The organism is Diaphorobacter sp. ED-3, from assembly GCF_027625375.1.
Classification (GTDB): Bacteria; Pseudomonadota; Gammaproteobacteria; order Burkholderiales; family Burkholderiaceae_C; genus Diaphorobacter; species Diaphorobacter nitroreducens.
The window spans coordinates 1,888,314-1,908,331 of sequence record NZ_CP115182.1 but is presented as its reverse complement, the minus strand read 5'-3'; the positions used below and the strand labels follow the sequence as shown (position 1 = coordinate 1,908,331).

Genomic DNA, 20,018 nt, shown 5'->3' with positions numbered 1-20,018 from the left:
GCTGCATGCAGCCCGATAGCGAATAAATATAGCCCACAATGGCGCACAAATTCACCACTTTGGAGACATGAATGCCCGGATATTCCGACCCCGGCTTCGACACGCTGGCCCTGCACGCCGGCGCGCAGCCGGACCCCGCCACAGGTGCGCGCGCCGTGCCGATCCACCTGAGCACCTCGTTCGTCTTCGAGTCGAGCGACCATGCGGCGGCCCTGTTCAACCTAGAGCGCCCGGGCCATGTGTACAGCCGCCTGAGCAACCCCACCAACGCGGTGCTGGAGCAGCGCGTGGCAGCGCTGGAGGGCGGCGTGGGGGCGATTGCCGTGGCCAGCGGGCAGGCCGCGCTGCACCTGGCGATTGCCACATTGATGGGCGCAGGCAGCCACATCGTGGCCAGCACGGCGCTGTATGGCGGCAGCCAGAACCTGCTGCACTACACGCTGCGCCGCTTCGGCATTGACACCACCTTCGTGAAGCCCGGCGACATCGACGGCTGGCGCGCCGCCATCCGCCCCAACACCAAGCTGTTCTTTGGCGAAACCGTAGGCAACCCCGGGCTGGAGGTGTTGGACATCCCCACGGTCGCGGACATTGCGCATGAAGCTGGCGTGCCCCTGCTGGTGGACTCCACCCTCACCTCGCCGTGGCTCATCAAGCCCTTCGAGCATGGCGCGGACCTGGTGTACCACTCGGCCACCAAGTTCCTCTCAGGCCATGGCACGGTGATCGGCGGCGTCGTGGTCGATGGCGGCAGCTTCGACTGGGAAGGCTCCGGCCGCTTCCCCGAGCTGACCCAGCCCTACGACGGCTTTCACAACATGGTGTTCACCGAGGAGAGCACCGTGGGCGCCTTCCTGCTGCGCGCTCGCCGCGAGGGCCTGCGCGACTTCGGCGCCTGCATGAGCCCGCACACCGCCTGGCTGATCCTGCAGGGCATCGAGACCCTGCCGCTGCGCATGGAACGCCACATGCGCAATACCGAGAAGGTGGTGCAGTTCCTGGCCAGCCACCCGTTCGTCGAGCGCGTGGGCCACCCGCTGCTCGAGTCCCACCCCAGCCACCAGCTCGCGCAGCGCCTGCTGCCGCGCGGCGCGGGCTCGGTGTTCAGCTTCGACCTCAAGGGCAACCGCGAGCAGGGCAAGACGTTCATCGAGACGCTCAAGCTCTTCAGCCACCTGGCCAATGTGGGTGACTGCCGCAGCCTGGTGATCCACCCCGCCTCCACCACGCACTTCCGCATGAGCGACGAAGCGCTCGCCGCGGGCGGCATCAGCCAGGGCACGATCCGCCTGTCGATCGGGCTGGAAGATGCCGACGACCTGATCGACGACCTCAAGCGGGCGCTCAAGGCTGCGGAGAAGCAAGCGCGAAAGGCAGGTGCGTGATGTACGTGCAAGTCAACGGCGCACAGACCTACTGCTACACCGGCGGCAAGCCCTTCGATGCCGCCAAGCCCACCGTGGTGTTCATCCACGGCGTACTCAATGACCACAGCGTCTGGGCGCTGCAAAGCCGCTACATGGCCAACCATGGCTGGAACGTGCTGGCCGTCGACCTGCCCGGCCACAGCAAAAGCGCGGGCGATGCCCCTGCGAGCGTGGAGCAGGCGGCCGACTTCGTGGGCGCCCTGCTCGACGCACTGTCCATCCAGCACGCCGCGCTGGTGGGCCATAGCTGGGGCTCGTTGATCGCGCTGGAGGCCGCCGCACGCCTGGGCGGGCGCGTGAGCCATCTGGTGCTGGTGGGTACGGCCTATCCGATGAAGGTGTCGCCCGCGCTCATCGAGGCATCGCAGACCGACCCCGAGCAGGCGCTGCGCATGGTCAACGTGTTCTCGCGCAGCACCCTCGCGCCCCCCTCAGGCGCGGGCTTCTGGGTGTACGGCGCGGGCATGGCGCTGGGCCGCAAGGTGCTGCGCAGCAACCCGCAGGTCAATGTGTTCCACCGCGGCTTCGTCGCCTGCGACAGCTACTCCCATGGCGAGCAGGCCATCGCAGCGGTGCAGTGCCCCGTGCTGTTCGCCTTGGGCACGCAAGACCAAATGACCACGCCCAAGGCCGCGCAGGGGTTGATCCAGGCCGCGCGATCCGCGGGCAAGGACGTGCAGATCGTCCATCTGCCGGTGGGCCACCACCAGATGACCGAAGCACCGGACGCAACGCTGTTCGCCATCCGCGACTTCTTGGCAAGACGCATCCCCGCCTGAAATCGTTGCACTGCAGGGCCGGCGGTGCAGGGCATCCCCTGCAGCGCTCCCCTGCCCAATGGATGACGGGCGCCGCCGCCTCGGCAGAGGGATATGACTTCCCCTGCCACATGCGAAACACTGGCCCCTGCTTGCCCGCGGCGACCATTTACGGCCACGTGATGCATATCAAAAACAGCATCAAATGCCCAACCAGCAAGCGCAGTCAGCTATTGTTTATATAGCAAAAGAAGGCCAATAGCGGCCACTTTCCCCGGCCTGGCACTGGGGCATTGGCACGGTCCACGCCTGCGGACCTAGACTGGGTTCACTCGACCAGTCGCGTCGTCCGGCGTCCGCCCTGCATGCACCTGCCTCCATCCACCGATGCCCGCGACACCCCGTGGCATGCGCTTTCCGCTGGCGAAGCGCTGCAACGGCTGCAAACCGACGACCGCCACGGCCTGGCGCATGCCGAGGTGGCGCGGCGCCTGGCACGCTTCGGCCCCAACCGCCTGCCCGCGCCGCCGCGCCGACCGGCCTGGCTGCGCCTGCTGCAGCAATTTCACAACGTGCTGATCTACGTGATGCTCGCTGCCGCGACGGTCACCGCGGCACTGGCGCACTGGATCGACACCGGGGTGCTATTGGGGGCCGTGATCGTCAACGCGATCATCGGTTTCTTGCAGGAGGGCAAGGCCGAGTCGGCGCTGGACGCGATACGCCACATGCTCTCGCACCAGGCCACGGTGCTGCGCGGGGGGGAGCGCCAACTGGTGGACGCCGACCAGCTCGTGCCGGGCGACATCGTCATCCTCGCGTCCGGCGACAAGGTGCCCGCGGACCTGCGCATCCTCACGGCCCGCAGCCTGCGCGCCGACGAGGCCGTGCTGACGGGCGAGTCCGTGCCCTGCGACAAGGACGAAGCCGCCGTGGCAGCCGACGCCGCTTTGGGCGACCGCCGCAGCATGCTCTACTCCGGCACGCTGGTGGCCGCGGGCACCGCTTTGGGCACCGTGGTGGCCACGGGCACGAACAGTGAACTGGGGCGCATCAGCACGCTATTGGCCCAGGTGCAGGCGAGCACCACGCCGCTGCTGCGGCAGATCGCGCAGTTCAGCCGCTGGCTGGCGCTGGCCATCGGGCTGTTCGTGCTCGCCACGTTCGCCATCGGGGTGCTCTGGCGCGCTCAGGCACCCGCGGACATGTTCATGATGGCCGTGGCGCTGGCGGCCTCGGCCATCCCCGAGGGGCTGCCCGCCATCATGACCATCACCCTGGCCATGGGCGTGCGGCGCATGGCGCAGCACAACGCCATCATCCGCCACCTGCCGGCAGTGGAAACGCTGGGAGCCGTCACGGTGATTTGCTCCGACAAGACCGGCACCCTCACTTGCAACGAGATGACCGTGCAGCGCGTGGTGACCGCCGACCATGTCATAGAGGTGACCGGCAGCGGCTATGCGCCGCAGGGGGGCTTCCTCATCGGGGGCGTGCCCATCACTGCGCAAGAACACCCTGCCCTGCAGTCCGTGGCCCAGGTGGCGCTGCTGTGCAACGACGCCACGCTGCACGACGGACCCCAGGGCTGGAGCCTGACGGGCGACCCGACGGAGGGCGCGCTCGTCACCCTGGCGCTCAAGGCGGGGCTGGACGCCACGGCGCTGCATGCGCGCCAGCCGCGCATCGACGCCATACCGTTCGAGTCCGAGCACCGCTTCATGGCCACACTGCACCACGACCACGCGGGGCATGCGGTGATCCTGGTGAAAGGAGCGCCCGAGCGTGTGCTGGACATGTGCAACGCACAGCGCCAGTGGCCCGCCGATGGCGCGGGCACCGATGCCCCGCTGCAGCACGACTACTGGCGCCGCGCGGCCAACGACTGCGCGGCGCGGGCGCTGCGCGTGCTGGCGATCGCCATCAAGCGCGTGCCGGCGCAGCGGCACGCGCTGCAGTTCGCCGACATGGAGGGCGGCTTCACGCTGCTCGGACTGCTGGGCAGCATGGACCCGCCGCGCCCCGAGGCCGTGGCCGCCGTGGCCGAATGCCAGGCCGCGGGCGTACGCGTGAAGATGATCACCGGCGACCACGGCGAAACCGCACGTGCGATTGGCGCGCAGCTGGGCATCGGCCTGGGCCGCCCCGCCCTCACGGGCGCCGAGATCGAGCTGCTGGACGACGCCGCCTTGCGTGACGTGGTGGCCAGCGTGGACGTGTTCGCCCGTGCCAGTCCCGAACACAAGCTGCGCCTGGTGCAAGCCCTGCAGTCCCGCGGTGAAGTCGTGGCCATGACGGGCGACGGCGTGAACGACGCGCCCGCACTCAAGCGCGCCGACGTGGGAGTCGCCATGGGCAGGAACGGTACCGAGGCCGCCAAGGACGCGGCCGCCATGGTGCTGACCGACGACAACTTCGCCACGCTGGGCCATGCGGTGCGCGAGGGCCGGGGCATTTACGACAACGTGCGCAAATTCATCTTGTTCATGCTGCCCACCAATGGGGGCGAGGCGCTGATCGTGTTTTCCGCCATCGCATTTGGCCTGCTGCTGCCGCTCACCGCGGCGCAGGTGCTGTGGATCAATCTGGTCACGTCCAGCACGCTGGGCGTGGCGCTGGCATTCGAGCCTGCGGAGGACGACGTCATGCGCCGCCCTCCACGGCTTCCGCAAGAAAAGCTGCTGTCCGGCCTGTTCGCGTGGCGTGTGCTCATGGTGGCGGTTTGCATGGCGGCGGCTTCGCTCGGGCTGTTCCTGTGGGAGCTGTCCAACGGCGCTGCGATCGAAACCGCGCGCACCATGGCTGTCAGCGCGGTGGTGGTGATGGAGATGTTCTACCTGCTCAACAGCCGGCACATCGAGCGCAGCGTGCTGTCGCGCGAGGGCCTGCTGGGCAATCCCAAGGTGCCGCTGACCATCGCCCTCTGTGCGCTGCTGCAACTGGGCTTCGTGCACCTGCCCTGGATGCAGGCCGTGTTCGGCTCCACGGACCTGTCTGTGCAGGAATGGTCGCGCGTCCTGTTGGCCGGGCTGGCCGTCTTCACGCTGGCCGAACTGGAAAAGGCGGCTCTGCGGCGCTGGCGCGCACGCCGCGCCCATCGCTGACACGGACCACGCCTACCCCAGCAGACGGCACAGCGCGGCCAGGTCGCGCACGGTGGCAGGGGGCGCCACCGCGTGCGGCCACGCCGCATCGCCCCGATTGAGCCAGGCCGCCTGCATGCCGGCGCCCAGCGCGCCATGCGCATCCAGCGTGGCATCGTCGCCTATGTGCAGCACGGCCGCGGGCGGCAGGTCCAGCACCCGCGCCGCCTCATGGAAGATGCGGGGGTCGGGCTTGGCAATACCGAACTCGCGGGCGCTGATGCTGGCGCGAAAGTACTGTCCGATGCCGATGGCCTGCAGGTCCGCATTGCCATTGGACAGCGCCACCACCGGGTGGCGCGCCGAGAGGAATTCCAGCGCCGCTATCGCATCGTCGAACAGCTCCACCCGCTGGCGCTCGGCGAAGAACACGTCGAACCCCTGGTCCGTGAGCGACTCGTCCTCGCCCGCCTGGCGCAGCGCTGCGCGGATGGTCTCGCGGCGCAGCACCGTCAGGTCGTGCGATAGGTGCGCATGGGCGGACGCCACCTGCGCACGGAGCATGCGGGACGTATCGGGCGACGCCAGCAGCGCCGAGGCGCCGGGCGCTACCGTGAGCAGCCACTCGATCAGCACCTTCTCAGCCCGCGCAATGGTGGGCCAGATAGGCCATAGGGTGTCATCCAGGTCAAGAGTGATGGCGCGGATGCGGGAAATATCGAGCATGGACCGAGCATACCGCCCGGCATTTGCCACAATCACCGCATGCCCGCCTCGCCTTCTCACCATGCCGCCCAGACGGCCTCAGCCTCTTCGATCCAGACCGCCGCAGCACGCGAAAGCACCGCCATTCTGCTGTGCAACCTGGGCACGCCAGACGCCCCCACCGCACCAGCGCTGCGCCGCTATCTGGCGCAGTTCCTGGGCGACCCGCGGGTGGTGGAAATTCCGCGGGCGCTGTGGCTGCCTCTGCTGTACGGGATCATCCTGCGCACGCGGCCGGCCAAGTCGGCCGCCAAGTACGCCAGCATCTGGACGGAAGAAGGCTCCCCGCTCGCCGTATGGACGGCCAAGCAGGCGGTGATGCTGCGCGGCTGGCTGGGCGAGGCCGGCCAGCCGGTGCGGGTACTGCCCGCCATGCGCTACGGTCAGCCGGCCATTGGTGCGCAACTGCAGGTGCTGCAGGACGCCGGCGTGCGCCGCGCGCTGGTGCTGCCGCTGTACCCGCAGTACTCGGCCACGACCACCGCCAGCGTGTTCGACGACGTGGCCGCGTGGGTGCGCCGCTCGCGTTGCTTTCCCGAGCTGCGCTTCGTGAACGACTACCACGACCACCCGGACTACATTGCCGCGCTGGCCCAGTCGGTGCGCGCGCACTGGCAGCGCGAGGGCGGCCCGGCGGACAAGCTGGTGATGAGTTTTCACGGCATTCCCGAACGCAATGTGCGGTTGGGCGACCCCTACGCGGAGCAATGCCGCACCACGGCCCGGCTGCTCGCGCAGGCGCTGGGGCTGGGCGAAGACCGGTACCTGCTGACCTTCCAGTCGCGCTTTGGCAAGGCCCGCTGGCTGGAGCCCTACACCGAACCCTCGCTGGTGGCGCTGGCACAGGGCGGCACGCGCCGCGTGGACGTGATGTGCCCGGGCTTCACCAGTGACTGCCTGGAAACGCTGGAGGAGATCAACCAGGAGGCACGCGAGGCCTTCTTGCACGCAGGCGGCCAGGACTTCCGCTACATCCCCTGCCTGAACGACAACCCCGCCTGGATCACCGCCTTGAGCCGCATTGCACAACAGCACCTGGCGGGCTGGAGCCAGCCATGAGCGCGCCCTGCACGGCACTCGCACCCGGCCAGTTGCGCCTGAGCATCCGCCCCGAGAGCCTGGGCTTTGACGACACGCGCGCGCTGGTGGCCGAGCCCCTGCCGTGGATCGGCCAGCAGCGCGCGTTCGATGCGGCCCGGTTCGGGCTGACCATGCAGCAGCCCGACTACCACCTGTTCGTGCTGGGCGAGGTCGGCAGCGGCCGTGCCTCCCTGATGCGCCAGGCCATGGACGAAGCGGCCGCCAGCCGGCCCGTGCCGCCGGACCTGTGCTTTCTGCACGATTTCGACGCACCCGAACGTCCACGCGCCCTGCGCCTGCCCGCGGGCCAGGGGCGCCAGCTGCGCGACCAGATGGCGAGCTGGAGCCGCCAGCTGGAGGCGGAGATCCCCAAGCGCCTGGCTGCGCCGGACGTGAAGAACGAGCGCGAGCGTATCCACAAGCGCTACCAGAGCGACGAGGCGCGCGCCTTCAGCCAGTTGGCCGACTTCGCGCGTGCACGGCGGTTTCGCCTGTCGCGTGAACAAGGGCAGATGGTGTTCACCCTGCTGGGCCCGGGCGGCGAGCCGCTGACGGAGGCCGATGGCGCAGCGCTCGGCGCACCCGAGCGCGCCGCCATCGAGCTGGCCGAGCAGGAACTGCGCGCCGAGATCGTGCGCTTCCTGGAACAGACCCGCCCGCTGGAGCGCGCGCGCGACGATGCGCTGGCGCAGCTTCTGCGCCAGAGCGCCGGCCCGCTGGTGACGCACGGTCTGGACGACATCCGCCAGGGCCTGCGCAAGCAGATCAAGGACGCGGTCAAGCTGGGACGCTGGCTCGACCAGGTGCAGCGCGAGGTGCTCGACGACCTTGAGCTCTTCGTGCCTCACGAAGGCGAGCAGCCCGACGATCCGCAGGAAGAGGAGCGCCGCGACCAACTGGCCAACCTGCTGGCGCTGTGCCAAGTGAACTTGGCGGTGGACAACGCTTCCCTGAAGGGCGCGCCAGTGGTGGTCGAAGACAACCCGCAGCTGCGCAACCTGTTCGGCCACATCCAGTACGAATCCGGCGAAGACGCGCCGTATGCCGATTTCTCCAGCATCCACGCCGGCGGCCTGCTGCGTGCGCACGGCGGCTACCTGATGCTGTTCCTGCGCGACCTGCTGGGCGATACGCCGCTGTGGGAGCGGCTGCGCCGCTTCCTGCGCTGCAGCCGCCTGGCGGTCGAGGACACCGCCGCCAGCCATGGCGGTGGTGGGCCGACAGTGGCGCTGCAGCCCGAGGGCGTGGATGTGGACGTCAAGCTCGTGCTGATCGGCACCGCCGTCGAGTATTACGTGCTGCAGGAGGGCGACGAAGACCTGGCGCAGCGCTTTCGCGTGAAGGTGGACTTTGCCGAGCGCTTCACCGCCAGCGCCCAGACGCATTACGCCAGCGCCGTGTTCATCGCACGCGCGTGCGCCCGCCGCGGCCTGCCGCACTGCAGCGCCGCGGCCGTGGCCCGCCTGCTGGAATTCACCCACCGCGAGGCCGACGACCAGTCGCGCCAGAGCGCGCGCTTTTCCCTGCTGGAAGCCCTGCTGCTCGAAAGCGCGGCCCAGGCGCGGGCACGCGGCGCGGCGCTGACCGATGCGGCCGACGTGGAAGCCGCGCTGATCGCCAAGCGCCAGCGCCACAACGCCCCCGAGGAGGCATTGCACGAATCGATTGCCGAGGGCGAGTTGCTCATCACGCTGGATGGCACGCGCGTCGGCCAGTTGAATGCGCTCACGCAGATCGACCTGGGCGACTACCGCTTCGGCTTTCCCGTGCGCATCACCGCGCGCACGCATGCAGGCCAGGAAGGTCTGGTCAACATCGAGCGCGAGGTCGAGCTGTCCGGCCCGATCCACGACAAGGGCGTGCTCATCCTGCACAGTTATTTCAGCGCGCTGTTCGGACACCTGGCGCCGCTGGCGCTCAACGCGTCCATCGTGCTGGAGCAGGAGTACAGCGGCATTGAGGGCGACTCGGCCTCCTGCGCCGAGCTGTATACCCTGCTGTCGTCGCTGTCGGGCCTGCCGCTGCGCCAGGACATCGCGGTCACCGGCGCGCTCAACCAGCACGGTGAGGTGCTGCCCGTGGGCGGGCTGAACGAGAAGATCGAGGGCTGGTTCCGCGTGTGCGCGCACGCGGGCCTGACCGGCACGCAGGGCGTGCTGATTCCGGCACGCAACCAGCGCCACCTGATGCTCTCGCCGGCCGTGGTGGATGCGGTAGCGGCGGGGCGCTTTCACGTCTATACGGCGCAGCACGTCAGCGAGGGCATTGCGCTGCTCACTGGCACGCACGCGGGCCTCACCCCCGGCGAGCCGTGGGAAGGCAGCGTGCGGGCGCGCGCCGAAAGCACGCTGCTGGCCTACCGCCGCGCGTGGCAGGCCATGGCGCTGGGGCGGCGGCGCGTGCCGCGCAGGCTCGGCGGCGGCCTCTGAAAGCCGCCCGGCGCCGCGGTGGGCCGGGCCTGGCTTATCCATATTGGCTATAAGAACAATCCGATTCTGTCGTTGATGAGGCTCAAGGGCGCGGGACAATTACGCCCTTCCCTGAACGACTGTTTTCGAGATCGCCATGAAAAAACTGCTCGCCCTCGCGGTATTCGCCACGGCCGCCCATGTGGCCCCTGCGGCGTGGGCAGCCCAGCCACTGCTGACGCCCGCCGAACTGAAGGCCCAGACAACGCAGGCCACGCCGCCGCGCGTGATCGACATCCGCGACCCCGCCAGCTACGGCGCCCAGCACATTCCGGGTGCGGTGAATGCCCCCTACGGCAAGTGGCGCGGCCCCGCCAGCAACCCGGGTGAACTGCCCGACCTGCCCCGGCTCACCGCGCTGGTGCAGTCGCTGGGGCTCACGCCCACCACGCATGCCGTGGTGGTCTCCACGGGCGCGGACCCGACGGACTTCGGCGCGGCGGCGCGCGTGTACTGGACGCTGAAGCTGCTGGGCCTCAAGGAACTCTCCATCCTCAATGGCGGCATGAAGGCCTGGGGCCAAGCCCAGCTTCCGTTGACGGCCGAGGTGCCACAGGTCGCGGCCAGCCAGTACACGCCCACGCTGGACACCCGTCTGCTGGCCACGCGCGAGGACGTGGGCCAGCACATTCGCCTGAGCAACGCCGCACTGGTGGATTCGCGCCCCGATGCCTTCTACCAGGGCAAGGTGCGTGCGCCCGCGGCCAAGGTGTCTGGCACCCTGCCGGGCGCACAGCAGCTGGACTTCAACCAGTGGTTCGTTCCCGGCACCTCCACCTTCGTGGATGCGGCGACGGCCCGGCAGATCGCCGCCAAGGTCAAGCGCGAACAGGGCCAGGACATGGTCGCGTTCTGCAATACCGGCCACTGGGCGGCCACCGACTGGTTCGGCCTGTCCGAAGTGGCGGGCCTGCCCGGTGTGAAGCTGTATGCCGGCTCCATGGTGGACTGGACCCAGTCCCAGGAGCCGCCGCTGATGGCGAACCAGCCCACCCGCGCCGAGGCACTGGCCTACGACGCCAAGCAGTGGTGGGAACGCAAGCTCAAGTAAGCCAGCCCACTGCGCTGGGCACCTGACAGCTTCATAGTCAAATCGGCCTCTAGCGCTTGCCAGGAAAGCGCTAGCAGCTCACTTTTTTGAATCTCTGGCCCTCTTCCATGAAACGACTCCCTCTTGCGGCCCTGCTGGCCATTTTCTTGGGCTGGCTGCTGTGGACCGTGTCCGTGCGGCAAGCGGCCCTGTTCGCCGTAGGTCTGGGCCTGGGCGCGGTGCTGGCCGGCCAGCGCTTTGGCTTCACCACGGGCTGGCGCATGCTCATCGAGGACAAGGACGCCAGCGGCGTCATGGGCCAGCTGCTGATGCTGGCACTGGCCGCCGCACTGGCCATGCCGCTGCTGGGCCACTTCCCTGAACTGACGGCCGCCCTGGGCCCACCCAGCGTGAGCCTGCTGGTCGGCGCCTTCGTGTTCGGGCTGTGCATGCAGATTGCCGACGGCTGCGGCAGCGGCACGCTGTACAAGGCGGGCCTGGGCATTCCAATGAACGCGGCGATCCTGCCGCTGTTCGCGCTCGGCAGTTTCCTGGGCTCAATGCACCTGGGCTTCTGGCTGGACCTCGGCCGCGCGCAGCCCGTCGGTTTGGTCAATCGCTTCGGTTGGCAACAGGCACTGTTGATCACGCTGGCGGTGCTGGCCGTGGTCGCGGTGGGGGTGCGCTGGTATGCGCGCCGCGCCCAGGGGCCGCAAGGCACGCAGCCCCAGCCGCTGCTGGTGCGCAGGTGGATCGTGGGCGCCGTGCTGTTGGCGCTGCTGGCCACGCTGAACCTGGTGATCGCCGGCCAGCCCTGGGGTGTGGTGTACGGCTTTGGCCTGTGGGCGGCAAAACTCGCCCAGGCCAGCGGTGCCGCGGACCTGGCGGGCAACTGGTTCTGGAGCCAGCCCGGCAATGCCGCCCGTCTGCAGGAGACCGTGCTGCTGGACGTGACCAGCATCACCAACATCGGCATCCTCGGGGGCGCTCTGTGGGTGTCGGCCGGCAAGCCGGTCACGGCCAAGGCGCTGACGGGCACGCAATGGGCAGTGGCCCTGGTCGCGGGCCTGCTGCTGGGGTACAGCTCGCGCCTGGCCTTCGGCTGCAACGTCGGCGCCATGCTGTCGGGCATCTCCACGGGCAGCATCCACGGCTGGATCTGGGTGCCGCTGGCCTTCGCAGGAACGATCTTCGGCCTGCGCATCCGCCGCCATTTCGGCTTCTGAACCGGAGGAGCACAACGCCATGACACGACACACCACACTGCGCCTGACCTTCTGGGCCGTGCTCGCCGCCTTCCTGGCCTGGGACTACAGCAACTCCGCCCCGGTGGACCTGCGCTTCGAGGCGCCGCTGATCGCGGCCGGCTCGGGCAAGGCCGCCTCGGGCGGGCACTGCTCCATGCCGGACTGACGTCCTTCTCCGCGCACAACGCAACAAGGCCTCCACACGGAGGCCTTGTTGCTTGGCGCGGCGAGCGGTGTCAGGGCGTATCGGCAGACGGCTTGGCCACTCTCGAACCCTGCGTCCTGCCAGGCCTGCAGCCCGCCCAGCAGCGGGCGCACGTTGGAAAAGCCTGCGCGCTGTAGCTGGCGCGCCAACCGGGCGGCCGATATCTCTGCCGGGCAGTCGCAATAAATGACCACGCCGTGCGGATGCGCGTCGTGCGGCAATAGATGGGCGTGGGGTGCTGCCGCGTCCCGGGGGCGCAGCTCCCACGCCTGGGCGCCGGGAATATGGCCCGCGCTGTAGGCCTGACCCGTGCGCACATCGATCACCGTGGGCATGGCCCCCTGGGCCTGCATGCCGCGCAACTCTTGCACCGACACGCGAGGCATCTTCAGCGAGCGCACCGTGCGCTGGCGCTGCCACCACTTGCGCAGAATGAACACGCCCAGGCTCACCGCCAGCAATACCAATCCCCCCTGGCCCAGCGCTGTGAGCACGGCCAGCAGATCCTCGACCGTGGTGCTGAACAGCGATCCCAGCAACACTGCCGAGCCCACCCAGATCAACGCACCCAGCGTGTCGTACAGCACGAAGACCGACCGCGGCGTGCCCACCACACCCGCAAGCGCCCTGGCGATAGACGCAAAGCCCGGAACGAACTTGGCAATCAGCAGCGACTTGGGGCCCCAGCGGCCGTAGAGCGACTCCGTCTGGCGGATGCAGGCATCGGGCGACAGCGAAATGCGGCAGATGCGCCCCAGCACACGATGGCCGTAGGACTTGCCGGCCTGGTACCACAGCAGGTCGGCAATGAGCGCGGCCGCCACAGCCAACAGCACGATGCGTGCGCCATGCTGCCAGTCGTCGCCCGCCACCGCCCCCGTGACCACCAGCACCGGGTAGGCGGGAATGGGCGCACCCAGCTGCTCGATCAGCACGTTCAGGAACACGACACCCAGGCCGTATTCGCGAATCAGATCCACCAGAAAACCCATGTCGCGGTTCCCTTCATGCCGTGCCGGCGTCGCCGCTGACGCCCATGCAATGCAAGTCTCACATGCTAGCCGCAACGGCTGCGCCGAGTGAGACCTGAAATAAGGAAACTGCGTTGCGTGGATGGCAACAATGCAGGCACACCGCGCAAGCCGTGCGCCGCTTCATCCCTGCGCGGGCTGGCCCTGCAAAAAGCGCTGCACCCAGGCCAGTTGCTGCGGCACGTTGAGCGCGGGCGCGTGGCCGCAGCCCGGCACCTCGACCACCTCCAGCAGGCCGCGTGCGCCCGGGCCCCGGCGCTGCATCTCCTGCACCACCGCGGGCAGCACCAGGTCGGACTCGGCCCCGCGCAGGCACAGCACGGGAATGTCGAGCCGGTCGTAGTGCGGCCAAACGAGATAGTCGTTCTCATGCCGCGTGAACTGCTGCACCATGGCCGGGTCGTAGTGCGGGGTCACGCGCCCATCGGGCAGGCGGCGCAGCGAGGTCTCGGTAAGGCGCAGCCACTGCGCATCGCTGAGCCAGCCGAACGGCGCGTAGGTGCGGCGAAAGAAGGCCTCCAGCTCCATCACGGTATCGAACTGGGGCGGCTGGCCCGCATAGGCTTTGATGCGCTCCAGCGCGGGGCCGGCCAGCTGCGGGGCATTGTCGTTGAGCACCAGGTGCGTGATGCGCCCGTGCAGGCGCGGCGCCAGCAGGCCGGCGGCGCACACGGTGCCGATGGCGCCGCCCATCGACGTACCCACCCACTGCACCCGCTGCACACCCAGCTGGTCCAGCAGCTCCTCCACAACGCGTGCATAGAAAGCCAGCGTGTATTCGCGCTGCGGATCACGGCTCCACTGGCTCAGGCCGCGACCCAGGGTGTCGGGGCACAACACGCGCCAGCCATGGGCCGCCAGGTGTGCGGCCAGCTCGTCCATGTCGCGTCCGGTGCGTGCCAAGCCATGCCAGGCTACCACCACCGGCGCGCCGGGCGCGCCCCAGTCGGTCAGGTGGATTTCATAGCCGGCGCAGCGCACGTAGCGCGAGACGAAGGACATGGTGCAGCCTTTGTGCAGGGAGAGTGTGATCGCCGCGGGCGGCGAGACCCTGGCGCATCTGGGTGTTGGGAATCACCTCCTCCACCATGCGGCCCACGAAGTCATGGACCGAATGCACGCCCAGGTCGGGCAGGAAGCGGCGATAGCCCTCGTTGACCCACACGATGCGCCCGCTCAGGTCCACGAGGAACATGCCCTGGCTCATGGTGGAAAAGAGCTGGAACATGGAGCGCGCAGCCAGTTTCAGGATGCCCTGCGCATCCAGCGGCAAGGGCGAGGCGTCGGTATGCAGGGGCATGGTCGGATGGTAACGCCGGCGTTCGACGCGCATTGCAAATTAATAAGAACCATTCTCAACATAGAGCTATACTCCGCGCCTGTGCAAGCGTGCTCTCTGGTGGGGAGGTCCCGGGGGCGGCCGTCCCCCGGGCGCTGGCCGCGCTGCGCTTGCGCGGCGGTACCCGGCGCACTCTTTCTAGGGCGATGAACGAGGCAGCGATGCGCCTAGAAACATAAACACCAATCACTCTCGTTCTTATGACCTTTAACGTCAGCGCACAGCTTCTGCACGCCCTTAACGCCCACCGCTGTTGACCGGCCCAACCATGAACGACACCCGCCTTTCCCCGTCCACCCCGCGGCCTCCCGCGCCATCGCGGCCCTCCCTCTGGCTCTGGCCGTGCGTGCTGGGCGTGCTCACCGCCAGCGGCTTGCTGAGCGCACTGGTGTCCGACCACTGGGGCGACCGCTGGTCATGGTTCGCGCTTGGCCTGCCCGTTGCCGTGATGACCTGGTGCGCGCTGGTCCCGCGCGCCAAGCCCTGCGCCGCCCCTGACTCTGTTTCCTCCCGCCCATCACAACCATGAACCGCCCCACCCCTTTAGCCCTGGCCATCTTTGTCGCGGTGCAGTCCATGGCGCATGCGCAGGGCACGCCATCCGCGCCCGAACTCCCCACCGTTGAGGTCAACGCCAGCGCCGACGCGTCGGCCCAGGGCCTGTCGCCAACCTATGCGGGCGGCCAGGTGGCGCGCGGCGGGCGTGTCGGCATCCTGGGGACGCGCGACCCGCAGGAGACGCCCTTCAGCATCACCGCGTACACCAACGAACTCATCCAGGACAAGCAGGCCCGCAGCGTGGGCGAAGTGCTGCAAAACGACTCTGGCGTGCGCATGGCGCGGGGCTTCGGCAACTTCCAGGAGGCGTATTTCATTCGCGGCTTCGTGGTCGGCTCCGACGACGTGGCCTACAACGGCCTGTACAGCCTGCTGCCGCGCCAGTACATCGCCACCGAACTGTTCGAGCGTGTCGAGGTCCTGCGGGGCGCCGCCACCTTCCTCACGGGGGCGGCGCCCTTCGGGGGCGGCGCGGGGGGCTCCATCAACCTGCTGCCCAAGCGCGCGCCGAACGAGCCCTTGTCCCGCGTGACGCTGGGCACCGGGTCGGGAGGTTACGGGCACGCTGCGCTCGACCTGGCGCGCCGCTTCGGCCCCGAGGGCAGCACCGGCATCCGCGTGAATGCCGCGCTGCGCGATGGCGATACCGCCATTGATCACGAGGAAAGCCGCCTGGGCCTGCTTTCGGTGGGGCTGGACTGGCGCAGCCGTAACGTACGCCTGTCGGGGGACATCGGCTGGCAGGACAACAAGCTCAAGGGTACGCGCAGCAACGTGACACTAGGCCCCCTGGCCACCAGCATCCCCGCCGCGCCCGATGCCAAGGCCAACTTCTCCCAGCCCTGGTCGTATTCCAACGAGCGCGACCTCTTCGGTACGCTGCGCGGCGAAGTCGACCTCACTCCCGACATCACCGCCTGGGGTGCCTGGGGCATGCGCCGCAGCAAGGAGGCCAATTCGCTGGCGAACCTGAGGGTAACCAACTCCGACACCGGCGCGGGCAGCGTCTACCGCTTCGACAACACCCGCAAAGACCGCGTGGACACGGGCGAGCTGGGCGTGCGCGGCAAGCTGCGCACCGGCAGCGTGGGACACGAATGGGTGGCTTCCGCCTCGTATTTCGACTTCGAGAAGGACAACGCCTATGTGATGGATTACGGCAACACGCTGCCCGCCAACCTGTATGACTACACCCCCTATGCCGCTCCCGCATTCAGCGCCGGCGCGCTGTATGGCGGCGACCTGGCAAACCCCAACCTCACGGGGCGCACGCGCCTGGCCAGCTTTGCGCTGGGCGATACGCTGGCCTTCATGGACGACACGCTGCTGCTCACCGTGGGTGCGCGCCACCAGAGCATCAAGGTCCAGGACTACGCCTACGGCACCTCGGCACCGCTGGGCAGCTACGACAAGAGCCGCATCAGCCCCGCGGCCGGGGTGGTGTTCAAGGCCAGCTCCCGCCTGTCGCTGTACGCCAACTACATCGAGAGCCTGAGCCAGGGCGAAACGGCCCCGGCCACGGCCAACGGCGTTCCGGTCGTCAACCACGGGCAGCAGCTCGCGCCCTACGTTTCCAAACAGAAGGAAATCGGCGTCAAGTACGACGCGGGCCGCATCGGCGGCTCGGTGGCGCTCTTCAGCACCACGCGCCCGCGTGCGCTGGTGAATGCCGACAACGTCTTCACCGCCGCCGGCAAAGACCGCCACCAGGGTGTGGAGTTCAACGTCTATGGCGAAGCCGCGCGCGGCCTGCGCCTGCTGGGTGGCGCCACCTGGCTGCAGGCCAAGCAGCGCGCCACGGGCACCGCATCGCTGGATGGCAACCGCGTGATCGGCGTACCGCGCCTGCAGGCCAATGCCGGAGTGGAATGGGATGTGCCGGGCGTGCGGGGCCTCGTCCTGGACACGCGCGTGGTCCACACCGGCGCGAGCTACGCCGACGATGCCAACACCCTGCGCCTGCCCGCCTGGACGCGCCTGGACCTGGGCGTGCGCTATCTGACCGAGGTCGGCGGCCGGCTGCTGACACTGCGCGCCCGCGTGGACAACGCCACCAACCGCAACTACTGGGCCTCGGCGGGCGGCTACCCCGGATCAGGCTACCTGGTGGTAGGCGCACCGCGCACCTTCACGCTAAGCGCCAGCGTGGATTTCTGACCCCCTACGGACGCACCAACGCCATGCTGACACCCAACACCCTCAAGACCTGGACCTGGCTGCACAAGTGGAGCAGCCTCGTCTGCACGGTCTTCATGCTGCTGCTGTGCCTGACCGGCCTGCCGCTGATCTTTCACCACGAGATCGGGCACCTGCTCGGCACCGAGGTGGAGGCCCCCGCCATGCCGGCGGACACGCCCCGCGCCAGCCTGGACCGCATCCTGGCGGTGGCCCAGGCGCAGCACCCGGACCGCGTGGTGCAGTACGCCTCGCAGCCCGATGACAGCACCGACCTGTGGTTTGTGACGCTCACGCCCACGCCGGCTCCCACGGACGACTTCCGCTCCGTGGCCGTGGACGCGCGCACGGCCGAAGTGCTGGCCCAGCCGCGCTTCGACGAGGGCTTTATGTGGGTCATGCTCAAGCTCCACGTGGACCTGTTCGCGGGCCTGCCAGGCAAGCTGTTCCTTGGGTTCATGGGCCTGCTGCTGGTGGTCGCCATCATCAGCGGCGTGGTGCTCTACGCGCCCTTCATGCGCAAGCTGCAGTTCGGCGAGGTGCGCCGCGACCGCTCCACGCGCGTGAAATGGCTGGACCTGCACAACCTGCTGGGCATCGTGACACTGGTGTGGGCCTGCGTGGTCGGCGCCACGGGTGTGGTCAACACCTGGGCCGACCTGATCGTCAAATACTGGCAGCATGACGAGCTGACCGCGCTGCTGGCGCCCTACCAAGGCCAGCCGCTGACGCCCGTCGCCGAGCGCGGCTCCCTGCAGCAGTCACTGGACGCAGCGCTGGCCCAGGCGCCGGGCACGCGGCTGTCGTTCATTGCGTTCCCGGGCACGGCCTTCTCCAGCCCGCACCACAACACCTTCTTCCTGCGCGGTGATGCGCCGCTCACCTCGCGCCTGCTCGAGCCCGTGCTGGTCGACGCGCGCACCGCCAAGGTCACCGCCGCGCCGGAGCTACCGTGGTACCTGACGGCCCTGCTGGTGTCGCAGCCGCTGCACTTTGGCGACTACGCGGGCATGCCCATGCAGATCCTCTGGGCCGTGCTCGACATCGCCACCATCATCGTGCTGGGCAGCGGCCTGTACCTGTGGGTGGCGCGGCGCCGCACGCAGCCGCAGGGCGCGGCCGCTGCGGCCCGGCAGGAAGGCCCCGGCAGCGGGCCTGCACCCCAGTCAGGCCCGGTGGCGGCCCGGGTGCTGCGCTAGGGCCGCGCGCGCGCCGGCGCAGGTAGCGCCGACGCGCAGCGCTCCATCAACTCACATCGTCCACGCTCTGGCGCGCATGGGCCAGGTTGCGCTCGGCCCAGCGGCGCAGCACGCGCGGCACGATGAGCACGGCCAGCACGATCACCAGCAGCGTCACGGCCATGGGGCGCTGCAGGAAGATCATCCAGCTGCCCTCGCCGATGGAAATCGCGTTGCGCAGCTGCGCCTCGGCCAGCGGCCCGAGGATCATGCCCACCACCACGGGCGCCGTAGGGAAGTCGAAGCGCCGCATCAGCACGCCCAGCAAGCCGATGCCGTACAGCAGGAACAGGTCGAACGTGCTCTGGCGCATGCCGTAGGCGCCCACCGTGGCAAAGATCAGGATGCCGGCGTAGAGCTGTGGACGCGGAATCTTCAGCAGCTTCACCCACAGCCCCACCATGGGCAGGTTCAGCACCAGCAGCATGATGTTGCCGATGTACAGCGACGCGATCAGCGCCCACACCAGCGTGGCCGATGTGGTGAACAGCTGCGGGCCGGGGTTCAGCCCATAGTTCTGGAAGGCCCCCAGCAGCACGGCCGTGGTGTTGCTGGTCGGGATGCCCAGTGTCAGCAGCGGGATGAGCGCCGCGGTCACCGTGGCGTTGTTGGCCGCCTCGGGGCCCGCAACCCCTTCGATCGCGCCACGGGTGCCGAACTCGGCCTTGTCCTCGCCCTTGGCCAGACGCTTTTCGGTCGCGTAGCTCAAGAAGGTGGGAATCTCCGTCCCCCCCGCCGGGATGCAGCCGAAGGGCGTGCCGATCACGGTACCGCGCAGCCATGCGGGAATGGACCGGCGCCAGTCGCGCCGCGTCATGTGCACACGGCCCATTTGGTTCTGCGACTCTTCCACCCGGCCCTCGTACAGCGCCGCATACAGCACCTCGGCCACGGCGAACAGGCCCACGGCCACCAGCACGATGTCGATGCCGTCCAGCAGTTCCATCTTGCCCACGGTGTAGCGGGCGGCCCCCGAGATCTGGTCCATGCCCACACAGCCCAGCGCCAGGCCCAGGAACAGCGCCGTCATGCCGCGCAGACTGCTCTGGCCCAGCACCGCGCTCACCGTGGTGAAGGCCAGCACCATCAGCATGAAGTATTCGGGCGGGCCGAGCTTGACCGCGAACTCGGCCACGCCCGGCGCGAACAGCGTCACCACCACCGTGGCGATGGTGCCGGCGACGAACGAGCCGATGGCCGACGTGGCCAGCGCCGCGCCCGCGCGCCCGCTCTTGGCCATCTTGTTGCCCTCCATGGCCGTGACCATGCTGGCGGTCTCGCCCGGCGTGTTCAGCAGGATGGACGCCGTGGAGCCGCCATACATGGCGCCGTAATAGATGCCCGCGAAGAAGATCATCGAGGCGGTCATATCCACCTTGGCCGTGATGGGCAGCAGCATGGCCACCGCCACCGCCGGCCCGATGCCCGGCAGCACACCCACGGCCGTTCCCAGCGCGCAGCCCACCAGGGCCCACAGCAGGTTTGCCGGCGTGATCGCCGTGGCAAAGCCTGCGAGCAATGCGTCAAAGATTTCCATAGCACTCAATCCCTGTTTGGAACGCGGCCTGCGCCGGCGCCATCGAAGCAGCCAAAGTCAGCATGCATGTGCACTCT

14 protein-coding genes and 2 pseudogenes are annotated in these 20,018 nt (G+C 68.7%); 11 read left to right on the top strand and 5 right to left on the bottom strand.

Annotation, left to right across the window (positions count from 1 at the left end; genetic code table 11):
• Positions 1-71 precede the first annotated feature (71 nt).
• The 3 genes from PCQ86_RS09440 (at position 72) to PCQ86_RS09430 (ending at position 5,289) form a co-directional block, all read left to right on the top strand.
• Positions 72-1,385 carry an O-acetylhomoserine aminocarboxypropyltransferase gene (locus tag PCQ86_RS09440; RefSeq protein WP_270175348.1) on the top strand — a complete coding sequence of 438 codons (1,314 nt, stop codon included), beginning with the start codon at positions 72-74 and terminating at the stop codon, positions 1,383-1,385.
• Complete coding sequence (locus PCQ86_RS09435; protein WP_270175347.1) at positions 1,385-2,206, top strand: alpha/beta fold hydrolase; 822 nt, start codon at positions 1,385-1,387, stop codon at positions 2,204-2,206. Before PCQ86_RS09440 ends, PCQ86_RS09435 begins: the two co-directional genes overlap by 1 nt.
• 344 nt (positions 2,207-2,550) lie before the next feature.
• Positions 2,551-5,289: a cation-transporting P-type ATPase gene (locus PCQ86_RS09430; RefSeq protein ID WP_270175346.1), complete on the top strand. Its 2,739-nt coding sequence runs from the start codon at positions 2,551-2,553 to the stop codon at positions 5,287-5,289.
• 12 nt (positions 5,290-5,301) lie between these two features.
• On the opposite strand, the gene PCQ86_RS09425 is transcribed toward PCQ86_RS09430, so the two are convergent.
• Positions 5,302-5,994 carry an HAD family hydrolase gene (locus PCQ86_RS09425; protein WP_047351404.1) on the bottom strand — a complete coding sequence of 231 codons (693 nt, stop codon included), beginning with the start codon at positions 5,992-5,994 and terminating at the stop codon, positions 5,302-5,304.
• Positions 5,995-6,033: 39 nt separating this feature from the next.
• On the opposite strand from PCQ86_RS09425, the gene hemH reads away from it, so the two are divergent.
• The 5 genes from hemH (at position 6,034) to PCQ86_RS09400 (ending at position 12,024) form a co-directional block, all read left to right on the top strand.
• Positions 6,034-7,092 (top strand): ferrochelatase, encoded by a 1,059-nt coding sequence (gene hemH, locus PCQ86_RS09420; protein WP_270175345.1) that lies wholly within the window; start codon positions 6,034-6,036, stop codon positions 7,090-7,092.
• On the top strand, positions 7,089-9,542 hold the full coding sequence (locus tag PCQ86_RS09415; RefSeq protein ID WP_270175344.1) for a Lon protease family protein: 2,454 nt from the start codon (positions 7,089-7,091) through the stop codon (positions 9,540-9,542). The genes hemH and PCQ86_RS09415 overlap by 4 nt, the downstream gene beginning before the upstream one ends.
• A 136-nt stretch (positions 9,543-9,678) precedes the next feature.
• Positions 9,679-10,632, top strand: coding sequence for a sulfurtransferase (locus PCQ86_RS09410; protein WP_011804922.1), 954 nt, complete (start codon positions 9,679-9,681; stop codon positions 10,630-10,632).
• 107 nt (positions 10,633-10,739) lie between these two features.
• Positions 10,740-11,837 (top strand): YeeE/YedE thiosulfate transporter family protein, encoded by a 1,098-nt coding sequence (locus PCQ86_RS09405; RefSeq protein WP_270175343.1) that lies wholly within the window; start codon positions 10,740-10,742, stop codon positions 11,835-11,837.
• 19 nt (positions 11,838-11,856) lie between these two features.
• On the top strand, positions 11,857-12,024 hold the full coding sequence (locus PCQ86_RS09400) for a hypothetical protein (RefSeq protein ID WP_172751380.1): 168 nt from the start codon (positions 11,857-11,859) through the stop codon (positions 12,022-12,024).
• A 101-nt stretch (positions 12,025-12,125) separates the two neighbouring features.
• Here the strand turns inward: PCQ86_RS09400 and PCQ86_RS09395 are convergent.
• The 3 genes and pseudogenes from PCQ86_RS09395 to PCQ86_RS09385 all read right to left on the bottom strand — a co-directional run.
• Positions 12,126-13,055 (bottom strand): annotated as a pseudogene (locus tag PCQ86_RS09395) (rhodanese-like domain-containing protein); the annotation flags it as partial.
• 162 nt (positions 13,056-13,217) lie between these two features.
• Positions 13,218-14,096, bottom strand: a complete 879-nt coding sequence (locus PCQ86_RS09390) for an alpha/beta fold hydrolase (RefSeq protein WP_103737976.1) — start codon at positions 14,094-14,096, stop codon at positions 13,218-13,220.
• A 43-nt stretch (positions 14,097-14,139) separates the two neighbouring features.
• Positions 14,140-14,394 (bottom strand): annotated as a pseudogene (locus tag PCQ86_RS09385) (PAS domain-containing protein); the annotation flags it as partial.
• A gap of 307 nt (positions 14,395-14,701) precedes the next feature.
• On the opposite strand from PCQ86_RS09385, the gene PCQ86_RS09380 reads away from it, so the two are divergent.
• From PCQ86_RS09380 to PCQ86_RS09370, 3 genes are read left to right on the top strand one after another with little or no spacing between them, the layout of a single operon-like run.
• Positions 14,702-14,962, top strand: coding sequence for a hypothetical protein (locus PCQ86_RS09380; RefSeq protein WP_270175342.1), 261 nt, complete (start codon positions 14,702-14,704; stop codon positions 14,960-14,962).
• Positions 14,959-17,148 carry a TonB-dependent receptor gene (locus tag PCQ86_RS09375; RefSeq protein WP_270175341.1) on the top strand — a complete coding sequence of 730 codons (2,190 nt, stop codon included), beginning with the start codon at positions 14,959-14,961 and terminating at the stop codon, positions 17,146-17,148. The genes PCQ86_RS09380 and PCQ86_RS09375 overlap by 4 nt, the downstream gene beginning before the upstream one ends.
• A gap of 23 nt (positions 17,149-17,171) precedes the next feature.
• Complete coding sequence (locus PCQ86_RS09370) at positions 17,172-18,365, top strand: PepSY-associated TM helix domain-containing protein (protein WP_270175340.1); 1,194 nt, start codon at positions 17,172-17,174, stop codon at positions 18,363-18,365.
• Between the two features lie 46 nt (positions 18,366-18,411).
• On the opposite strand, the gene PCQ86_RS09365 is transcribed toward PCQ86_RS09370, so the two are convergent.
• On the bottom strand, positions 18,412-19,941 hold the full coding sequence (locus tag PCQ86_RS09365; protein ID WP_011804916.1) for a tripartite tricarboxylate transporter permease: 1,530 nt from the start codon (positions 19,939-19,941) through the stop codon (positions 18,412-18,414).
• Positions 19,942-20,018 lie beyond the last annotated feature (77 nt).